At 74.0% G+C, this 16,661-nt stretch carries 17 protein-coding genes; 10 read left to right on the top strand and 7 right to left on the bottom strand.

The features are described from left to right. Together ACZ51I_RS02500 and ACZ51I_RS02495 are read left to right on the top strand one after the other, a co-directional pair. Window positions 1–1,188, top strand: a complete 1,188-nt coding sequence (locus ACZ51I_RS02500; protein WP_468870997.1) for a lipid-transfer protein — start codon at window positions 1–3, stop codon at window positions 1,186–1,188. 75 nt (window positions 1,189–1,263) lie between these two features. Further along, window positions 1,264–2,700 (top strand): MFS transporter, encoded by a 1,437-nt coding sequence (locus ACZ51I_RS02495; RefSeq protein WP_468870996.1) that lies wholly within the window; start codon window positions 1,264–1,266, stop codon window positions 2,698–2,700. 28 nt (window positions 2,701–2,728) lie between these two features. Here ACZ51I_RS02495 and ACZ51I_RS02490 read toward each other — a convergent pair whose 3' ends face one another. The 4 genes from ACZ51I_RS02490 to ACZ51I_RS02475 are packed head-to-tail and all read right to left on the bottom strand — an operon-like array spanning window position 2,729 to window position 6,110. After that, the gene (locus ACZ51I_RS02490) at window positions 2,729–3,334 is read right to left on the bottom strand and encodes a response regulator (RefSeq protein WP_468870995.1); all 606 of its coding nucleotides are present in this window, start codon (window positions 3,332–3,334) and stop codon (window positions 2,729–2,731) included. Continuing rightward, window positions 3,331–4,482: a sensor histidine kinase gene (locus ACZ51I_RS02485; protein ID WP_468870994.1), complete on the bottom strand. Its 1,152-nt coding sequence runs from the start codon at window positions 4,480–4,482 to the stop codon at window positions 3,331–3,333. The genes ACZ51I_RS02490 and ACZ51I_RS02485 overlap by 4 nt, the downstream gene beginning before the upstream one ends. 9 nt (window positions 4,483–4,491) lie before the next feature. Next, entirely contained in the window at window positions 4,492–5,214 is a 723-nt protein-coding gene (locus ACZ51I_RS02480; protein WP_468870993.1) for an ABC transporter permease, read from the bottom strand. Next, complete coding sequence (locus tag ACZ51I_RS02475; protein WP_468870991.1) at window positions 5,211–6,110, bottom strand: ABC transporter ATP-binding protein; 900 nt, start codon at window positions 6,108–6,110, stop codon at window positions 5,211–5,213. Before ACZ51I_RS02475 ends, ACZ51I_RS02480 begins: the two co-directional genes overlap by 4 nt. Window positions 6,111–6,384: 274 nt before the next feature. Here ACZ51I_RS02475 and ACZ51I_RS02470 point away from each other — a divergent pair, with 274 nt between their 5' ends. Genes ACZ51I_RS02470 through ACZ51I_RS02460 form a run of 3 tightly spaced genes read left to right on the top strand, consistent with a single transcriptional unit; the run spans window position 6,385 to window position 9,325 of the window. After that, window positions 6,385–7,239, top strand: coding sequence for a MaoC/PaaZ C-terminal domain-containing protein (locus ACZ51I_RS02470; protein ID WP_468870990.1), 855 nt, complete (start codon window positions 6,385–6,387; stop codon window positions 7,237–7,239). Window positions 7,240–7,291: 52 nt separating this feature from the next. Continuing rightward, window positions 7,292–8,368 (top strand): Zn-dependent alcohol dehydrogenase, encoded by a 1,077-nt coding sequence (locus ACZ51I_RS02465; protein WP_468870989.1) that lies wholly within the window; start codon window positions 7,292–7,294, stop codon window positions 8,366–8,368. Between the two features lie 15 nt (window positions 8,369–8,383). Next, entirely contained in the window at window positions 8,384–9,325 is a 942-nt protein-coding gene (locus tag ACZ51I_RS02460; RefSeq protein WP_468870988.1) for a 3-oxoacyl-ACP reductase, read from the top strand. 68 nt (window positions 9,326–9,393) lie between these two features. On the opposite strand, the gene ACZ51I_RS02455 is transcribed toward ACZ51I_RS02460, so the two are convergent. Both ACZ51I_RS02455 and ACZ51I_RS02450 read right to left on the bottom strand, forming a co-directional pair. Continuing rightward, entirely contained in the window at window positions 9,394–9,528 is a 135-nt protein-coding gene (locus ACZ51I_RS02455; RefSeq protein ID WP_468870987.1) for a hypothetical protein, read from the bottom strand. 47 nt (window positions 9,529–9,575) lie between these two features. Continuing rightward, window positions 9,576–10,724: a hypothetical protein gene (locus tag ACZ51I_RS02450; RefSeq protein ID WP_468870986.1), complete on the bottom strand. Its 1,149-nt coding sequence runs from the start codon at window positions 10,722–10,724 to the stop codon at window positions 9,576–9,578. 261 nt (window positions 10,725–10,985) lie between these two features. Between ACZ51I_RS02450 and ACZ51I_RS02445 the strand changes: the two genes are divergently transcribed. The 5 genes from ACZ51I_RS02445 to ACZ51I_RS02425 all read left to right on the top strand — a co-directional run bounded on the left by ACZ51I_RS02445 (window position 10,986) and on the right by ACZ51I_RS02425 (window position 15,997). Then, a complete protein-coding gene (locus tag ACZ51I_RS02445) occupies window positions 10,986–12,020 on the top strand; it encodes an ABC transporter substrate-binding protein (protein ID WP_468870985.1) in 1,035 nt (344 codons plus the stop codon). A 75-nt stretch (window positions 12,021–12,095) separates the two neighbouring features. After that, the gene (locus tag ACZ51I_RS02440) at window positions 12,096–12,914 is read left to right on the top strand and encodes a Nif3-like dinuclear metal center hexameric protein (protein WP_468870983.1); all 819 of its coding nucleotides are present in this window, start codon (window positions 12,096–12,098) and stop codon (window positions 12,912–12,914) included. Further along, window positions 12,911–13,654 (top strand): zinc ribbon domain-containing protein, encoded by a 744-nt coding sequence (locus tag ACZ51I_RS02435; RefSeq protein WP_468871673.1) that lies wholly within the window; start codon window positions 12,911–12,913, stop codon window positions 13,652–13,654. The genes ACZ51I_RS02440 and ACZ51I_RS02435 overlap by 4 nt, the downstream gene beginning before the upstream one ends. Continuing rightward, entirely contained in the window at window positions 13,654–15,129 is a 1,476-nt protein-coding gene (locus ACZ51I_RS02430) for a bifunctional RNase H/acid phosphatase (protein WP_468870981.1), read from the top strand. Before ACZ51I_RS02435 ends, ACZ51I_RS02430 begins: the two co-directional genes overlap by 1 nt. Window positions 15,130–15,196: 67 nt before the next feature. Continuing rightward, a complete protein-coding gene (locus ACZ51I_RS02425; RefSeq protein ID WP_468870980.1) occupies window positions 15,197–15,997 on the top strand; it encodes a GNAT family N-acetyltransferase in 801 nt (266 codons plus the stop codon). On the opposite strand, the gene eda is transcribed toward ACZ51I_RS02425, so the two are convergent. Continuing rightward, on the bottom strand, window positions 15,987–16,625 hold the full coding sequence (eda, locus tag ACZ51I_RS02420) for a bifunctional 4-hydroxy-2-oxoglutarate aldolase/2-dehydro-3-deoxy-phosphogluconate aldolase (protein ID WP_468870978.1): 639 nt from the start codon (window positions 16,623–16,625) through the stop codon (window positions 15,987–15,989). The two genes, ACZ51I_RS02425 and eda, sit on opposite strands and share 11 nt — an antisense overlap. Window positions 16,626–16,661 lie beyond the last annotated feature (36 nt).

Below are 16,661 nucleotides of genomic sequence, written 5' to 3'. Positions count from 1 at the left end.
ATGGGCAAGGCGTACGTCGTCGGCGTGGGGATGACGAGGTTCGAGAAGCCGGAGACCCGGGACTGGCAGTACTGGGACATGGCCCGGGAGGCGGGCACCGCGGCCCTCACCGACGCGGGCGTCCCCTACGCGCGCGTGGAACAGGCCGCCGTCGGCTACTGCTTCCAGGCCTCCACCGCCGGCCAGCGCGCCGTGTACGAGCTGGGGCTCACCGGCATCCCCGTCTACAACCTCAACAACAACTGCGCGACCGGCTCCACCGCCCTCATGACCGCCCGGCAGTTCGTCGAGGGCGGCATCGCCGACTGCGTCCTCGCCCTCGGCTTCGAGAAGATGAGCCGGGGTTCCCTGGGCGGCGGCGCCGGTGACTTCGCGAGTTCCCCCGTCGCCCGGCACTACGGGATCATGGCCGCCCGTCACGGCTTCGAGGCCGGTCCCCCCACCGCCCAGATCTTCGGCAACGCCGCCCGGGAGCACATGGAGCGGTACGGGACGACCGAGGCGCAGCTCGCGGCCGTCGGCGCCAAGAACCACCAGCACTCGGTGAACAACCCGAACGCCCAGTTCCAGGACGTCCACACGGTCGAGGAGGTCCTCGCGGCGAAGACCGTCCACCGGCCGCTCACCCGGCTCCAGTGCTCGCCCACCTCCGACGGCGCGGCCGCGGCCGTCGTCGTCTCCGAACGCTTCGTCGACGAACACGGGCTGCGCGGGCGGGCGGTGGAGATCGCGGGCCAGGCGATGACCACCGACACCGAGGAGTCCTTCGCCTCCCGCTCCTGCATCGACGCCGTAGGCCGCCCGATGTCCCGGGCCGCCGCCCGCCTCGCGTACGAGCGCTCGGGCCTCGGCATCGAGGACGTGGACGTCGTCGAACTCCACGACTGCTTCTCCGTCAACGAGCTGCTCACCTACGAGGCGCTCGGCATGTGCGAGGAGGGCGCCTCCGGCGAACTCGTCGAGTCCGGCGCCACCACGTACGGCGGGCGCTGGGTCGTGAACCCCTCCGGGGGCCTGATCTCCAAGGGCCACCCGCTGGGCGCGACCGGCCTCGCCCAGGCCGCCGAACTCGTCTGGCAGCTACGGGGCGAGGCGGGAGCCCGGCAGGTGGCGGGGGCGCGGGTCGGACTCGCCCACAACATCGGCCTGGGCGGCGCGGCGGTGGTGACCCTGCTGCGGAGGGCGTAGGACGCCATCCCCTGCGCGGGGCGTAGGACTTAATCCCCATGTACGGGGCGGAACAGGTCTGCGACCATCACGCTCATGCCGCAGACCGACTCCGCCCCCACGGCCACGCCCTCCGTCCCCCGACCCTCGCCCCGTCCCTGGGCGGTCGTCCTGACCGCCTGCGCCGGGCAGTTCCTCGTCGTCCTCGACGTCTCCGTCGTGAACGTGGCTCTGCCGTCGATGCGCGCCGATCTCGGCCTGTCGGCGGCCGGGCTGCAGTGGGTGATCAGCGCGTACGCGATCGCCTTCGCCGGGTTCATGCTGCTCGGCGGACGGGCCGCGGACCTCTACGGGCGCAAGGCGATGTTCCTCCTCGGGCTCGGGCTGTTCACCGCCGCCTCGGTCGCGGGCGGCCTCGCCCAGGAGGGCTGGCAGCTCGTCGCGGGCCGCGCGGTCCAGGGCCTCGGCGCCGCCGTCCTCTCGCCGGCCACCCTCACCCTGGTCACCGGCGCCGTCGCGGCCGGACCCGCCAGGACCCGGGCGATCGGCACCTGGACGGCGGTGGGCGCGGCCGGCGGCGCGGCGGGCGGCTTCGTCGGCGGGCTCCTCGTCGACCTGCTCTCCTGGCGCTGGGTCCTCCTGGTCAACGTCCCCGTCGGCGTCCTCGTCCTGGCGGGCGCGGTGTTCTGGCTCCGTGAGAGCCGCACCGGCGCCGCCCGCCGCCTCGACCTGCCGGGCGCCGTCCTCGTCACCGCCGGCCTCGCCACCCTCGCGTACGGCATCGTCCAGACCGAGGAGGCCGGCTGGAGCGACCTGGCGACCCTCCTGACGCTCCTCGGCGGTCTGGTGCTCCTCGCCGTCTTCGTCACCGTCGAGGCCCGCACGGCGGCCCCGCTGATGCCGCTGAAGCTCTTCCGTACGCGCGCGGTGTCGGCGGCCAACGTGGCGATCCTGCTGTGCGGTTCGAGCTCCTTCGGCATGTGGTTCTTCATGACGACGTACGCGCAGAGCGTCCTCGGCTACACCCCGCTCCAGGCCGGCCTCGCGCTCGTCCCCAGCTCGCTGAGCGTCATCGTGGGCTCGAAGCTGGCGCCGCGCCTGATGCCGTCCGTCGGCGCCCGGAACCTCGCGGTGACCGGCGCGCTCATCGGGGCCACCGGTTTCGCCTGGCAGTCCACGATGACCGCCGACGGCGGCTTCCTGACGACGATCCTCGGCCCCGGGATCCTGATGATGGCCGGCATCGGCCTGGCCACCACCCCGCTGGCCACCCTCGCCACGTCCAGCGCCGCCCCGGGGGACGCGGGCCTCGTCTCCGGCCTCGTCAACACCTCCCGCACGATGGGTGGCGCCCTCGGCCTCGCGACCCTCGCCACCCTCGCGGCCGCCGTCACGGGCCCGGCCGCGACCCCGGCCGGCCTCACCGCCGGATACGCGGCGGCCTTCCGCGTCTCGACGGCCGTCCTCGTCGGCGCGGCCCTGCTGATGCTGGTCTGGCTCCCCGGGCGGAGGACTCAGAGCCAGGCCTGCTGATGCTGCTCCGGCTCCCCGGCCGGAGGGCTCACAACCACCCCTGCTGACGGGCCGCCCGTACCGCCTCCATCCGGTTGCGGGTGCCGGTCTTGCCGATCGCGGACGAGAGGTAGTTGCGGACGGTGGACTCCGACAGGTGGAGGGTCACCGCGATGTCCGCGATCGTCGCGCCGTCCACCGAGGCCGCCAGGGCGTCCCGCTCACGCCCCGTCAGCGGGTTCGGGCCCGCGCTCAGGGCCGCCGCCGCGAGGGCCGGGTCGATGACCGTCTCGCCCCGGAGGACCTGCCGGACCGCCTCCGCCAGGTCCTCCACGGGACCGTCCTTCACCAGGAAGCCCGCCGCGCCCGCCTCCATCGCCCGGCGCAGGTAGCCGGGGCGGCCGAAGGTCGTGAGGATGAGCACCCGGCACTCCGGGACCTCGTCCCGCAGGTCCGCCGCCGCGTCCAGGCCCGAACGCCCCGGCAGTTCGATGTCGAGCAGGGCCACGTCCGGGCGGGCGAGGAGCGCCGCGTCCACGATCTCGTCCCCGCGTCCGACCTGCGCGACCACCTCGATGTCCGGCTCCATGCCCAGCAGCAGGGCCAGCGCCCCGCGCATCATGCCCTGGTCCTCGGCGAGCAGAAGTCTGATCATTCCGTGGGCTCCCCCTGGTGCGGTACGGGGGTCTCCACGGGGAGTTCCGCGGTGACCCGGAACCCGCCCCGCGGAGCCGGTCCCGAGTCAAGGGTGCCGCCTGCCGCGGCGACCCGCTCGCGCAGGCCGCGCAGGCCACTGCCGGGCGTGGCGTCGGAGGGGCCGCGGCCGTCGTCCGTGACGGTGAGACGGACCCGGTCGGCGGAGCCGGAGAGGTCGATCTCGCAGCGGGACGCGCCGCTGTGCCGTACCGCGTTCGTCGCCGACTCGCGCACCACCCAGCTCAGCAGGGCCTCCGTCTGGGGCTCCAGGAGCGGGCCCGAGCGGCGGACGACCGGTTCGATGCCGGCCGAGGACAGCGCGTCGCGCGCCCGGTCCAGCTCGGTGGCGAGGCTGCCCTCGCGGTAGCCGGTGACCGCCTCCCGGATCTCGGCGAGGGCCTGACGGCCCACCGACTCGATGTCCGCGACCTGTGCGAGCGCCGCGTCCAGGTCACGCGGCGCGAGCCGCCGCACCACCTCCGACTTCACCACGATCACCGACAGCGTGTGGCCGAGCAGGTCGTGCAGGTCGCGCGAGAACCGCAACCGCTCCTTCTCCACCGCCGTACGGGCCAGCTCCTCGCGGGTCTCGCGCAGCTCCCGGACGGTCTCGTCCAGGGCGAGGATCGCCGCCGTCACCATGACGGAGATGAACGTGCCGTACACGACGCCGAAGGAGTCCCAGCCGTCGCGCCAGAACGTCACCGCCGCGACCGCCGCGACCAGCGGGAGGACGATGAACCGCAGCCGCTTCTTGCCCCGCACCACCGCCCCGACCGCGAGGCCCAGGAGCGGGAAGAGGAGCAGCCACTCCCGGCCGTACCCGATGGCCAGGGCGAAGGTGAGCGCCCCGAGGCCCGCGAGGAGTCCCCAGGTCAGCGGGGATTCCCGGCGGGACCGGTCGAAGGCCCGGAAGACGATCGCGATGTACAGCGTGTTGAAGGCGAGCAGCCCGAGGCCGCCGATCCAGGGGTGGGGCGCCTCGCCGCCGAGGAGGTGGGAGAGTGCGCCCAGGCCCATCAGGAGCCAGGGGAGGAGGCTCATTCCGGTGGGCGCCCGTGCGTCACGCTCGCGCGCCGCCGCTCTCCACCGCTGCCAGTTCGTCATGTCCACTCCCTACGCTGTCCTCGCCGAACGACGGTACGAGACCGCGGCGTACGCGCCGAACAGTGCCGCCCAGGCGGCGATGACCGCGAGCGCCGTCGCGCCCGGGGAGTGGCCTCCGGCGACCGAGACGCCGAGCTCGGCGAAGCGGTTGGTCGGGGTGTACTCGGAGAGGGAGCGCAGCCAGCCGGGGAAGAGGCTCACCGGGAACCACAGGCCGCCGAGGACCGCGAGGCCCAGGTTGCAGGCGATGTTCGCGACCCCGGTCGTCTGGGCGGTGAGCCGGTAGCCGTTGCCGATGCCGAGGAGGGTGAAGGGGAGCGAGCCGAGCCAGAGGGTGAGGGCGACCGCGGCCCACTGCCAGGCCGCCAGGTGGACGCCGTTGACGAGGCCGCCGGCGAGGAGGACCCCGACGATCGAGGGGAGCACCACCACCGAGCCGGTGAGGGCGCGGCCGGTGACGACCTGGCGCGGGCTCATGGGGGTGATCCGCAGCTGCCGCAGCCAGCCGGACCCCTTGTCCTCGGCGACGCCCGTGCCGATCGACAGGGCGGCCCCGAGCGCCCCGTACGCCGCCATGCCGACCATGGAGGCGGTCTTCCACTCCTCCTCGTTCTGGCCGCTGAGGTTGGTGAAGAGGAGGTACATCATCACCGGGACGGCGATGGTGCCGATGGCGAAGCCGGTGTCGCGCAGGGTGCGGCGGACTTCGAGGCGTACGTACTCGGTGATCATCGGGTCGTCTCCAGGGGGCGGGTGAGGGCGAGGAAGGCGTCGTTCAGGGACACGGGGGCTACTTCGAGGCCCCGGATCGCGTTCCGTTCGGCGAGCGCGCGGACGGTCGCGTCGGAGTCGTCGGTGTGGAGCCGGGCGCGGTCGCCGCGGATCTCGACGGAGGTCACTCCGGGCAGCAGGGTCAGGCCCTCGCTGGGGTCGCCGGCCAGGTCGAAGGCGACGAGGCTGCCGCCGGCCGCGCGCTTGAGCTCCTCGCCGGTGCCCTCGGCGAGGACGCGGCCGGAGTCGATGACGACGATCCGGTCGGCGTGGGCGTCGGCCTCCTCCAGGTAGTGGGTGGAGAAGAGGACGGTGTTGCCGCGCCGGGCGTATCCGCGCATCGAGTCCCAGAAGGTCTCGCGGGCCTCGACGTCGAGGGCGGCGGTGGGCTCGTCCAGGACGATCAGCTCGGGGTTGCCCGCGAGGGCGACGGCGAAGCGGACGCGCTGGACCTGGCCGCCGGAGAGGCGGTCGACCCGGCGGTCGGCGAGCTCGGTGAGGCCGGCGAGCGCGAGGGCCTCGGCGACCGGCAGGGGCTTCGGGTAGGTGCGGGCGACGAAGGTGACGAGCTCGCGGACGGTGACCCGGGGGACCGGGCGGCCGTCCTGGAGCATCGCGCCGGTCCTGCCTGCCGCGACGGCGCGGGCCGGGGTGTCGCCGAAGAGCCGCACCTCGCCGCCGTCGGGTTCGTCGAGGCCGAGGAGCAGGCCGATGGTGGTGGACTTGCCGGCGCCGTTGCGGCCGAGCAGGGCGACGGTCTCGCCGCGCCGGATCGTGAGGTCGATGCCGTCCACCGCGCGGACCGGTCCGAAGGACCGGGTGACTCCGGTGAAGGCGACCGCTGTCTCGTTCTTCATGGGGACGACGCTACGAATCGGGGGCCCTGGCGCGGCAGGCGTGGATGTACGGACCTGGCGGTGACAAATGTCCCGGGTGCGGTCCGCCGAAGGGGTTCTGACATGCCGTCAGGAGGGTTCACAACTCCTGCCGCCTCGGCTATACATGGGGTCCACCGACCTAGAACGCGTTCTAGAACGGACGTGTTCGGGACGGTCCCCGCACGGCCTCGGTGCGGCCGACGGTGCGGACGGCCGCGCCGAGGTCTTCCCCGGAACGAGGAGCAGCAGCCCGATGCCCATCGACCCCGCCAAGGCCGTCGCCGCCGAACCCCGCGGCGCCGAGATCTCCTGGGACCACAAGGACGTCCAGCTCTACCACCTGGGCCTCGGGGCGGGCGTCCCCGCGACCGACCCCGACGAGCTCCGCTACACCCTGGAGTCCCGGCTCCACGTCCTGCCCAGCTTCGCCACCGTCGCGGGCGCCGGCATGGGCGTCGTCGGCGGGCTCTCCGCCCCCGGCATCGACATCGACCTCGCCGCCGTCCTGCACGGCGGCCAGTCGATCACCCTCCACCGCCCCCTGCCCACCGCCGGCCGCGCCGTCTCCACCTCCCGCGTCGCCGCCGTGTACGACAAGGGCAAGGCCGCCGTCCTCGTCCTGCGCTCCGAGGCCGCCGACGAGGACGGCCCGCTCTGGACCAGCGACGCCTCGATCTTCGTACGGGGCGAGGGGGGCTGGGGCGGCGACCGCGGCCCCTCCGAGCGCCTCCCGCTCCCGGACCGCGCGCCCGACACCACCGTCGAGCGGCCGATCCGCGAGGAACAGGCCCTGCTCTACCGGCTGTCCGGCGACTGGAACCCGCTGCACGCCGACCCCGAGTTCGCCAAGCTCGCCGGCTTCGACCGGCCCATCCTGCACGGGCTCTGCTCGTACGGCATGACCCTCAAGGCGGTGGTGGACACGGTGCTCGGCGGCGACGTCACCCGCGTCCGCTCGTACCGCACGCGCTTCGCCGGGGTCGTCTTCCCGGGCGAGACCCTGCGCATCCGGATGTGGGCCGGCGACGGCCGCGTCCAGGTGGCGGTGACGGCCGTGGAGCGGGACGACGCCCAGGTCCTCGCCGACACCCTCGTCGAACACGCCTGACGCTTGACCGCTTGATCGCCCGACCGTTCGTCCGTCCGAGGGGAGCCGCACCATGCGCGCAGCCGTACTGCACGAGATCGGCCAGGACAAACTCGAAGTCCTCGACGACGTCGAGGCGGTGGGCTTTGGCCCCGGAAAGGTGCGGATCCGGGTGCGGGCCACCGGTCTGTGCCACTCCGACGTCTCCGCGATGAGCGGCGTCCTCCCGCAGCCCGCCCCCTTCGTCCCGGGCCACGAGGGCGCCGGTGAGATCCTCGACGTCGGCGACGGCGTCACCGGCCTCGGCCGGGGCCAGCGGGTCCTGCTCTGCTGGCTGCCCGCCTGCCGCGGCTGTCCCGCCTGCAAGCGCGGCCAGACCCAGCTGTGCCTGGCCGGCTTCATGAACGCCGGCACGCCCAACTTCAGGCGCCCCGGCGGTGACGTCTTCGGCTTCGCCGGCACCGGCACCTTCACCGAGGAGGTCGTCGTCGACGCGGGCTGCGCCGTCCCCATCCCCGACGACGTGCCCTTCGACATCGCCGCCCTCATCGGCTGCGGCGTCACCACCGGCCTCGGCGCCGCCATCAACACGGCGAAGGTGGAGGCCGGTTCGTCGGTCGCCGTCATCGGCTGCGGCGGCGTCGGCATCTCCGCGATCCAGGGCGCCAGGCTCCAGGGCGCCGCCCAGATCGTCGCCGTCGACCCCGTCGAGTCCCGCCGCGAGGCCGCGCTGAGGTTCGGCGCCACCGAGGCCGTCGCCCCCGACGCGCTCGCCGACGCCAAGCAGCGGATCACCGGCGGCGAGGGCTTCGACTACGTCTTCGAGGTCGTCGGCAGGTCCGCCACCGCGCGCACGGCGTACGAGACGACCCGGCGCGGCGGCACGCTCTGCGTCGTGGGCGCGGGCGCCCTCGACGACCACCTCCGGCTCAGCATGTTCGAGCTGTTCTTCGACGAGAAGCGGATCCTGCCCTCGATGTACGGAGGCGGGGACGTGCTCCGTTCGTACGAACGGGCCATCGCGCTCTGGCGCGCCGGCCGCATCGACCTGGAGTCGCTCATCACCCACCGGGTGCCCCTGGCGGGCATCAACGAGGCCCTGGAGCAGATGCGGACCGGCGCTGCCCTCCGTACCTGCGTCGAGATCTGAGAGGACTCCCGCGAGATGTCACTCCCCCTTGAGGGTCTGAGCGCGATCGTCACCGGCGCGGGGCGCGGTCTCGGCCGCGCAGAGGCCCTGGAACTGGCCCGGCTCGGCGCCGCCGTCGTCGTCAACGACTACGGCCGGCCCGGCCGCGACGGCTCGGGCGCGGCCTCCGCCGCACCCGCCGAGGAGGTCGCGGCGGAGATCCGCGCGTGGGGAGGCCGGGCGGTCGCGCACCTCGGCGACGTCTCCGACTTCGAGACGGCGCGGGCCCTGGTCGACCTGGCGGTGGCCGAGTTCGGGAAGCTGGACGTCCTGGTCAACAACGCGGGCATCCTGCGCGACCGGATGGTCTTCTCGATGAGCGAGGACGAGTGGGACTCGGTGATCCGCGTCCACCTCAAGGGCCACTTCAACACCACCCGCTTCGCGGCGGCGCACTGGCGGGCCCGCTCCAAGGCGGGCGAGGCCGGCGTCTACGGCCGCATCGTCAACACGTCCTCCGAGGCCTTCCTCGCCGGCTCGGCCGGCCAGCCCAACTACGCGGCGGCCAAGGGCGGCATCGTCGGCCTGACCACCTCGTCGGCGCTCGCGCTCGCCCGGTACGGCGTCACGGTGAACGCGATCTGTCCGCGGGCCAGGACCCGGATGACCGAGGACGTCTTCGCGGGCTTCGGAGAACCGGGGGAGGGCGAGCTCGACCCGCTGTCTCCTGACCACGTGGCGCCGCTCGTCGGCTATCTGGCGTCCCCGGCGGCGGCCGGGGTCAACGGGCAGCTGCTCGTCGTGCACGGCGGGATGGTGGCGGTCGTGGACCGGCCGAAGGTCGCCGCCACGTTCGACACGGCCAAGGAGGCGTTCACGTACGAGGAGCTGGACTCCCTCCTGACCCCGCACTACGCGTCCCGCCCGGCGGGCGAGACCTTCGCGGCGACGGAGGTGCTGGGTCTGAAGAGGGGCTGAGCCACGGGGGTGGCGGTGGGGACGGCGAAGGGCCCCGGGGAGACCCGGGGCCCTTCGCTCCGTGCTTCCTACCGCGCGTGGGCGTCGCCCTCGCGGCGGTGCCGGCCGTGCGGCGAGGACTGGGAGTCCTCCGTCGGCGACGCCTGGCCGCGGTGCTTCCCGGAGCCGTGCGACTCCGTACCCTGCGTGCTTGCTTGCGACATGCTGGAACTCACCCCGTACGTCTTGCTCTTGCTGTGCGGCCGTGAGTCTAACCAGCGGGTCTACGGTCCGTCAGGGGAGCCTGCTGCAAAGGCACCGGACGGCACACCCGGGGCTCCTCGACGACCACCACCGGCTCCGGCTCGGGCTCCGGCGGCACCTCCAGACCGGCGAGCCCGCACGGCACCTCGGCCGTCGCGTACGGCAGCCGCAGCACTCCCCCGGCCGTCCACAGGCCCGCCCCGGCCAGCCAGCCCTGCGGGGCGGCCAGCTGCGTCATCCGGCGGGACGACGGCTGCCAGACGCCCACCCAGCTGCCGGCGGCCGCGTCGATCCGCAGCGCCACCGCGCAGCTCTCCGGCATGAGCACCTGACCCGGCTGCACCGCGAACGGCGTCACCGCCGCGTCGTCGAGCCGCAGGCACTCGGGGAACCGCACCGGCAGCAGGCTCCCGAGCACGCCCCAGCCGAGCCGGTCGTGCCCCGGGGACGGCGCGTCGGAGCGGATCAGGAGCAGCCCGCTGTCCGGGTCGGCGAGCAGCAGCCGGTCGTCGCTCCCCTCGGTGATCTGGAGCAGCGGCGTCACCTCGCCGCCCCGCTCCAGGTCGACGGCGACCGCCTTCACCGGCCCGTCGCCGAGCCGCCGGTCGAGGGCGAGCATCCGGCCCGTACGGTCGAGCCACACCCCGCCCGTGCAGTGGCCCCTGACCTCCGCCACCTGCTCCGGGCCGAAGGCCCCGCCCGCCACCAGCCACAACGTGGTCGTCTCGGGGCCGACGCACATCGCGTACGCGCAGATGCCGTCCGGCGAGGGCGGGAGCAGCACCAGGCGCTCGGAGCCCGGCGCCTCCACCGAACCGAGGTGGAGCTCGCCGGTGTCCGGGCCGGTGGGGTACAGCAGCGAGAACGTGTTCCGCCGCCCGTCCACGCGGCGGGCCACGAGGACCCGCCCGTCCGCGAGGGGCAGCAGCTGGGCGCCCGGCTCCTCCGGCTGGCCGAGGGGGAGCGGCACGGCGTACGGCTCGGGGCCGTCGAGGGTCCACCTCTCCACGTACAGGGCGTCACCGGCGCCCGCGAGCCTGGCCGCGTACGCGCCGTTGGCCGTGATCGTGAACCCCGTCGGCCAGACCGCGCCACCGGGGCGCGCCCCGTCGCGGTCGTCGTCCTCGGCCGTCGTCTCGATGGCACACGCTGTCATCGACTGGTCACCTCCAGCCACGAAGCTAGTTTTCGCACTTCCAGCCGAACAACACGAGCAGGGTCACTTCACACATAAGGGTGGCCGTGCGGCGGTTCGGCTGAGGGGGAGGGGGTGGTTGTGCTGGAGTGGCCCGTGGTGAGTAAGGTAAGGCGAACCTAAGCGGAGTCTTGGGCTCCGGCCGGGGTGTCCGGTTTCCACCGGTCGCGCCCGTGTCCCCGCTCGATTCCCCGCACGGTCGACCCGTACAGGAGCCTTCTCATGTCCCTCCGCCGCCGCGGAACCGCCGCCGCCGTCGCCCTCGCCGCCGCGCTCTCCCTCGCGGCCTGCGGAGGGGGCGGCGGATCCTCCGACGCCGCGAAGAAGGAGGACACGTCCAAGAAGAAGGACGTCGCCACCGGCGGCAAGGACTTCGGCGACGCCGCCGCCAAGACCGCGGCCATGGGCACCGACGCGAAGCCGGGCCAGTTCCCCCGCACCCTCACCCACGCCCTCGGCACGACCGAGCTCAAGGCCGCCCCCAAGCGGGTCGTCGTCCTCGACGTCGGCGAGCTCGACAACGTCGTCTCCCTCGGCGTCAAGCCCGTCGGCTACGCCCCCTCCGAGGGCGACGACGGCATCCCCGGGTACCTCAAGAAGGACGCGGGCGACCCGAAGTCCGTCGGCACCATCAACAACCTCAACCTGGAGGCCATCGCCAACCTCCAGCCCGACCTCATCCTCGGCAGCCAACTGCGCGCCGCCGACAAGTACGACGAGCTGTCGAAGATCGCGCCGACCGTGTTCTCCATCCGTCCGGGCTTCACCTGGAAGGAGAACTACCTCCTCAACGCCGCCGCGCTCGACAGGACCGACGAGGCCAGGACGAAGCTCGCCGCCTACGAGACCAAGGCGAAGCGGCTGGGTGAGGACATCGGCCCGGACAAGCCGACCATCTCCATGGTCCGCTACCTCCCCGGCAAGATCCGCCTCTACGCCAGGGCCTCCTTCATCGGCACCATCCTGGAGGACGCCGCCCTGCCCCGGCCCAAGAACCAGCAGATCAACGAGCTGGCGGCCGAGATCAGCCCCGAGAAGATCGACGAGGCGGACGCCGACTGGATCTTCACCGGCGTGTACGGCGACGCCAAGGCCACCAAGAAGGACACCGCCCAGGCCAACCCGCTCTGGAAGAACCTCAAGGCCGTCAAGTCCGGCCGGGCCAAGGACGTCCCCGACGAGACCTGGTACCTCGGCCTCGGCGTCACCGCCGCGAACAGCGTCCTCGACGACCTGCGCGAAGACCTGGTCAAGTAGGCCCGGACGAGGTTGTCCACAGGCCGGGACTCCGGCCAGAGCAAGGGGGCGCGGGGGACAGGTAGCCTTTCCCTCGTGCCCCGTCTGTCTGAAGTCATCGCCGAGCTCGACGCCCTCTGGCCACCGGAGCGAGCCGAGTCGTGGGACGCCGTCGGCACCGTCTGCGGCGACCCCGACGCCCAGGTCACCCGTGTCCTCCTCGCCGTCGACCCCGTCCAGGAGATCGCCGACGAGGCGATCGCCCTCGGCGCCGACCTGATCGTCACCCACCACCCGCTCTACCTGCGCGGGACGACGACAGTCGCGGCCGGCCACTTCAAGGGCCGCGTCGTGCACACGCTGATCAAGCACGACATCGCCCTCCACGTCGCCCACACCAACGCGGACACCGCGGACCCCGGCGTCTCCGACGCCCTCGCCGGCGCGCTCGACCTCCGGGTCACCGGCCCCCTCGTCCCCGAGAACAACCTCGGCCGGATCTGCGAGCTCGACCACCCCGAGACCCTCGCCGAGTTCGCCGCCCGCGCCGCCAAGCGGCTGCCCGCCACCGCGCAGGGCATCCGGATCGCCGGCGACCCCGGCATGACCGTCCGCCGCGTCGCCGTCAGCGGCGGCTCCGGCGACAGCCTCTTCGACGCCGTACGCGCCGCGGGCGTGGACGCCTTCCTCACCGCCGACCTGCGCCACCACCCGGTCTCCGAGGCCACCCAGCAGTCCGCGCTCGGCCTGGTCGACGCCGCACACTGGGCCACCGAATGGCCCTGGTGCGAGCAGGCCGCCGCCCAGCTCGACGAGATTTCCGACCGCCACGGCTGGGACCTGCGGGTCCACGTCTCGAAGACGGTCACCGACCCCTGGTCCTCCCACCACACCTCCCCTGGAGCCCCCAACTGAACGCCGCGCCCGCCGACCAGATCCGCCTCCTCGACGTCCAGGCCCTGGACGTCCGCCTCCAGCAGCTCGCCCACAAGCGCGGCTCGCTGCCCGAGCACGCCGAGATCGAGGCGCTGACCAAGGACCTCACCCAGCTGCGCGACCTGCTCGTCGCCGCGCAGACCGAGGAGAGCGACTGCGGCCGCGAGCAGACCAAGGCCGAGCAGGACGTCGACCAGGTCCGCCAGCGCGCCGCGCGCGACCAGCAGCGGCTCGACTCCGGCGCCGTGTCCTCCCCGAAGGACCTGGAGAACCTCCAGCGCGAGATCGTCTCCCTCGCCAAGCGCCAGGGCGACCTGGAGGAGATCGTCCTGGAGGTCATGGAGCGCCGCGAGTCCATCCAGGAGCGCCTCGCCGAGCTGACCGAGCGGGTCTCCGCCGTGCAGGCCAAGACCGACGACGCCACCGCCCGGCGCGACGCCGCCGAGGCCGAGCTGGACGCCGAGGAAGCCTCCGTCGCCAAGGAGCGCGAGCTCGTCGCGGGCTCCGTCCCGGCCGACCTGATCAAGCTGTACGAGAAGCTGCGCGAGCAGCAGGGCGGCGTCGGCGCGGCCCGGCTGTACCAGCGCAAGTGCGAGGGCTGCCACATCGAGCTCAACATCACCGAGCTCAACGAGGTCCGCGCCGCCGCCGGGGACGCCGTCCTCCGCTGCGAGAACTGCCGCCGGATCCTCGTCCGCACCGCGGAGTCCGGCCTGTAATGCGAGAAGTCGTGGTCGAGGCCGACGGCGGCTCCCGGGGCAACCCGGGGCCCGCCGGCTACGGCGCGGTCGTCCTCGACCCGGCGACCGGGGAGACCCTCGCGGAGGCCGCCGAGTACATCGGCGTCGCCACGAACAACGTCGCCGAGTACAAGGGCCTCGTCGCGGGCCTGAAGGCGGCCCGGGAGCTGTTCCCCGACGCCCTCGTCCACGTCCGCATGGACTCCAAGCTGGTCGTCGAGCAGATGTCCGGCCGCTGGAAGATCAAGCACCCGGACATGAAGCCGCTCGCAGCCGAGGCCGGGCGGGTCTTCCCCCCTGGCCAGGTCCGTTACGAGTGGATCCCGCGCGAGCGGAACAAGCACGCGGACCGGCTGGCGAACGAGGCCATGGACGCGGGCAAGCGGGGTCTCCCGTGGGAGCCGTCCGCCTCCACGGCCGCCCTGGACGCGTCGGCCGCCCGCAACGCCGCGACCCCGCCCCTCTCGGGCCCGCCCGGCGACGCGACGGCGGGCGCGGCCCGCGCACGCGCGGCGCTGGCGGGCTCCTCGGGCGGTAAGGGTGCGGCCGGAGGCCTCGGTTCGAGCGGTACGGGCACGGGCTCGGGCGCCTGGCCGGGTGCCGTGACGCGCCCGACGGCCAAGGGCGCCGGGCCGGATGCCGTTCCGGACACCGGCATCGGCGCGGACGGCGCATTGTTCGCCGCCGAGGAGGCCGTCGCGGCCTCGGTGGCCTCCGGCGACTTCGAGGCCGAGGCGGGCGCCCTGGCTCCGACGGGTCACGTGGCGACCGCCACCGAGCCCGCCCGGACCGCCGCCCCCCGGCAAGGCTGGGCGGGGCCCGACATGGGGGCGCCCGCGACGTTCGTGCTGCTGCGGCACGGGGAGACCGCGCTCACGCCCGAGAAGCGCTTCTCGGGCAGCGGCGGCAGCGACCCCGAGCTGTCGGCGGCCGGACTGCGGCAGGCCGAGGCCGTCGCCGAGGCGCTCGCCGCGCGCGGCACCATCCAGGAGATCGTCAGCTCGCCGCTCACCCGTTGCCGCCAGACCGCCGGCGCCGTCGCCGCCCGCCTCGGCCTGGACGTACGGATCGAGCAGGGGCTGCGGGAGACCGACTTCGGTGCCTGGGAGGGCCTCACGTTCGCCGAGGTCCGGGAGCGCCACCCGGAGGACCTCGACGCCTGGCTGGCCTCGCCGAAGGCCGCGCCGACCGGCGGGGGCGAGAGCTTCGCGACCGTCGCCCGGCGCGTCGCCGCGGCCCGGGACCGGCTGACCGCCGCGTACGCGGGCCGCACGGTCCTCCTCGTCACCCACGTCACGCCCATCAAGACCCTGGTCCGGCTCGCGCTCGGCGCCCCGCCGGAGTCGCTGTTCCGGATGGAGCTGTCGGCCGCCTCGCTCTCGGCCGTGGCCTACTACGCCGACGGCAACGCGTCCGTACGGCTCCTCAACGACACCTCGCACCTGCGGGGCTGACCCGGGAAAGGGCCCAACCGGACAAAGGGGTGGCGCGGGGCCCCTCCCCGTACCACCATCACGGCTCATGACCTGGCATCACACCGGGGACGCCGAGGCGTTCCGTACCGCCGCGGCGGGGCACCTCGCCGCCGAGCCCGCCCGCAACACCGCCGTGCTGACCCTCATGCACCGGGCGGACCGGCTCGGCTGGTGGACGGAGCCGGACGGCCGCGTCACCGGAGTCCTCGCGCTCTCCCCTTCCGGCCTCGACCTCGGCGCGACGACGCAGGAGGCGGCGCGAGCCCTCGTTCCCGCCCCTCCGGCCGGAGCCGAGCCGGCCGCCGTGCGCGGTGAGACCCCCGCGGTCGAGACGTACGCGAAGGCCTGCGGGCGCCCCTGGGCGGTCACGACCCGGATGCGGCTCTTCCGCCTCGGCGAGCTCACCCCGCCGGACCCCGCCCCCGCGGGCAGCGCCCGGCTCGCCACCGCGGCCGACGTCCCGGCCCTCACCGCCTGGACGAGGGAGTTCGCGGTGGCCATCGGGGAGAAGCCCGCCGAGGACTACACCGGCTTCGTCACCGAGCGGACCTCCGAGGGGCGGCTCTGGCTCTGGGACGGTCCCGACGGCCGCCCCGTCTCGATGGCCGCCGTCTCCCGGACGATCGAGGGCCAGGCCCGCGTCCACCTCGTCTACACCCCACCCGCCGAGCGGGGCCGGGGGTACGCGGCCGGGGTCACCGAGGCGGTCAGCCGGGCCGCCCGTGACAGCGGCACGCCACACGTCCTGCTCTTCACGGACCTGGCCAACCCCACCAGCAACGCCCTCTACCAGCGCCTCGGCTACCGGCCCGTCACCGACCACCTCGGCGTGACGTTCACCCGCTGACCGGCCCCCACGGCTCCTCCGCCCCGCGCGCGAGGGACTCCACCCGCGCCCAGTCCCGGGCCGCGAGGGCGTCGGGCGGCACCATCCACGTACCGCCGACGCAGCCGACGTTCGGCAGGGAGAGGTAGGCGGGGGCGGAGGCGCGGGAGATGCCGCCCGTGGGGCAGAAGCGGGCCCGGGGGAGCGGGCCCGCGAGGGACTTCAGATACGGGACGCCGCCCGCCGCCTCGGCCGGGAAGAACTTCATGTCCTCCACTCCCCGTTCGAGCAGGGCCACGACCTCCGAGGCCGTCGAGACCCCCGGCAGGAACGGCACACCCGAGTCGCGCATCGCGCCGAGCAGCCGCTCGGTCCACCCCGGGCCGACCAGGAACCGCGCCCCGGCGGCCACCGCGTCCGCGACCCCGGACGCCGAGAGGACGGTGCCGGCGCCGACGACCGCCTCCGGCACCTCGGCCGCGATCGCGCGGACGGCGTCGAGCGCCGCCGGGGTGCGCAGGGTGACCTCGATCAGCGGCAGCCCGCCGGCCACCAGGGCCCGCGCCAGAGGGACGGCGTCCGCGGCGTCCTCGATCACGACGACCGGGACCACACGGACGTCCGGGGCAAGGCCGAACACGGTCGTCATGGGCGTCATCCTGCCCAGGCCGAACGCCACCCGCAA

The sequence above is a fragment of the Streptomyces sp. NPDC034084 genome (assembly GCF_055575535.1).
The sequence above is the reverse complement of the archived record's forward strand: the minus strand, read 5'-3'. Positions and strand labels throughout refer to the sequence as shown.

Coding starts and splice junctions, on each gene's coding strand:
- ACZ51I_RS02500 (WP_468870997.1), top strand. CDS start 1: ATGGGCAAGGCGTACGTCGTCGGCGTGGGGATGACGAGGTTCGAGAAG.
- ACZ51I_RS02495 (WP_468870996.1), top strand. CDS start 1,264: ATGCCGCAGACCGACTCCGCCCCCACGGCCACGCCCTCCGTCCCCCGA.
- ACZ51I_RS02490 (WP_468870995.1), bottom strand. CDS start 3,334: ATGATCAGACTTCTGCTCGCCGAGGACCAGGGCATGATGCGCGGGGCG.
- ACZ51I_RS02485 (WP_468870994.1), bottom strand. CDS start 4,482: ATGACGAACTGGCAGCGGTGGAGAGCGGCGGCGCGCGAGCGTGACGCA.
- ACZ51I_RS02480 (WP_468870993.1), bottom strand. CDS start 5,214: ATGATCACCGAGTACGTACGCCTCGAAGTCCGCCGCACCCTGCGCGAC.
- ACZ51I_RS02475 (WP_468870991.1), bottom strand. CDS start 6,110: ATGAAGAACGAGACAGCGGTCGCCTTCACCGGAGTCACCCGGTCCTTC.
- ACZ51I_RS02470 (WP_468870990.1), top strand. CDS start 6,385: ATGCCCATCGACCCCGCCAAGGCCGTCGCCGCCGAACCCCGCGGCGCC.
- ACZ51I_RS02465 (WP_468870989.1), top strand. CDS start 7,292: ATGCGCGCAGCCGTACTGCACGAGATCGGCCAGGACAAACTCGAAGTC.
- ACZ51I_RS02460 (WP_468870988.1), top strand. CDS start 8,384: ATGTCACTCCCCCTTGAGGGTCTGAGCGCGATCGTCACCGGCGCGGGG.
- ACZ51I_RS02455 (WP_468870987.1), bottom strand. CDS start 9,528: ATGTCGCAAGCAAGCACGCAGGGTACGGAGTCGCACGGCTCCGGGAAG.
- ACZ51I_RS02450 (WP_468870986.1), bottom strand. CDS start 10,724: ATGACAGCGTGTGCCATCGAGACGACGGCCGAGGACGACGACCGCGAC.
- ACZ51I_RS02445 (WP_468870985.1), top strand. CDS start 10,986: ATGTCCCTCCGCCGCCGCGGAACCGCCGCCGCCGTCGCCCTCGCCGCC.
- ACZ51I_RS02430 (WP_468870981.1), top strand. CDS start 13,654: ATGCGAGAAGTCGTGGTCGAGGCCGACGGCGGCTCCCGGGGCAACCCG.
- ACZ51I_RS02425 (WP_468870980.1), top strand. CDS start 15,197: ATGACCTGGCATCACACCGGGGACGCCGAGGCGTTCCGTACCGCCGCG.
- eda (WP_468870978.1), bottom strand. CDS start 16,625: ATGACGACCGTGTTCGGCCTTGCCCCGGACGTCCGTGTGGTCCCGGTC.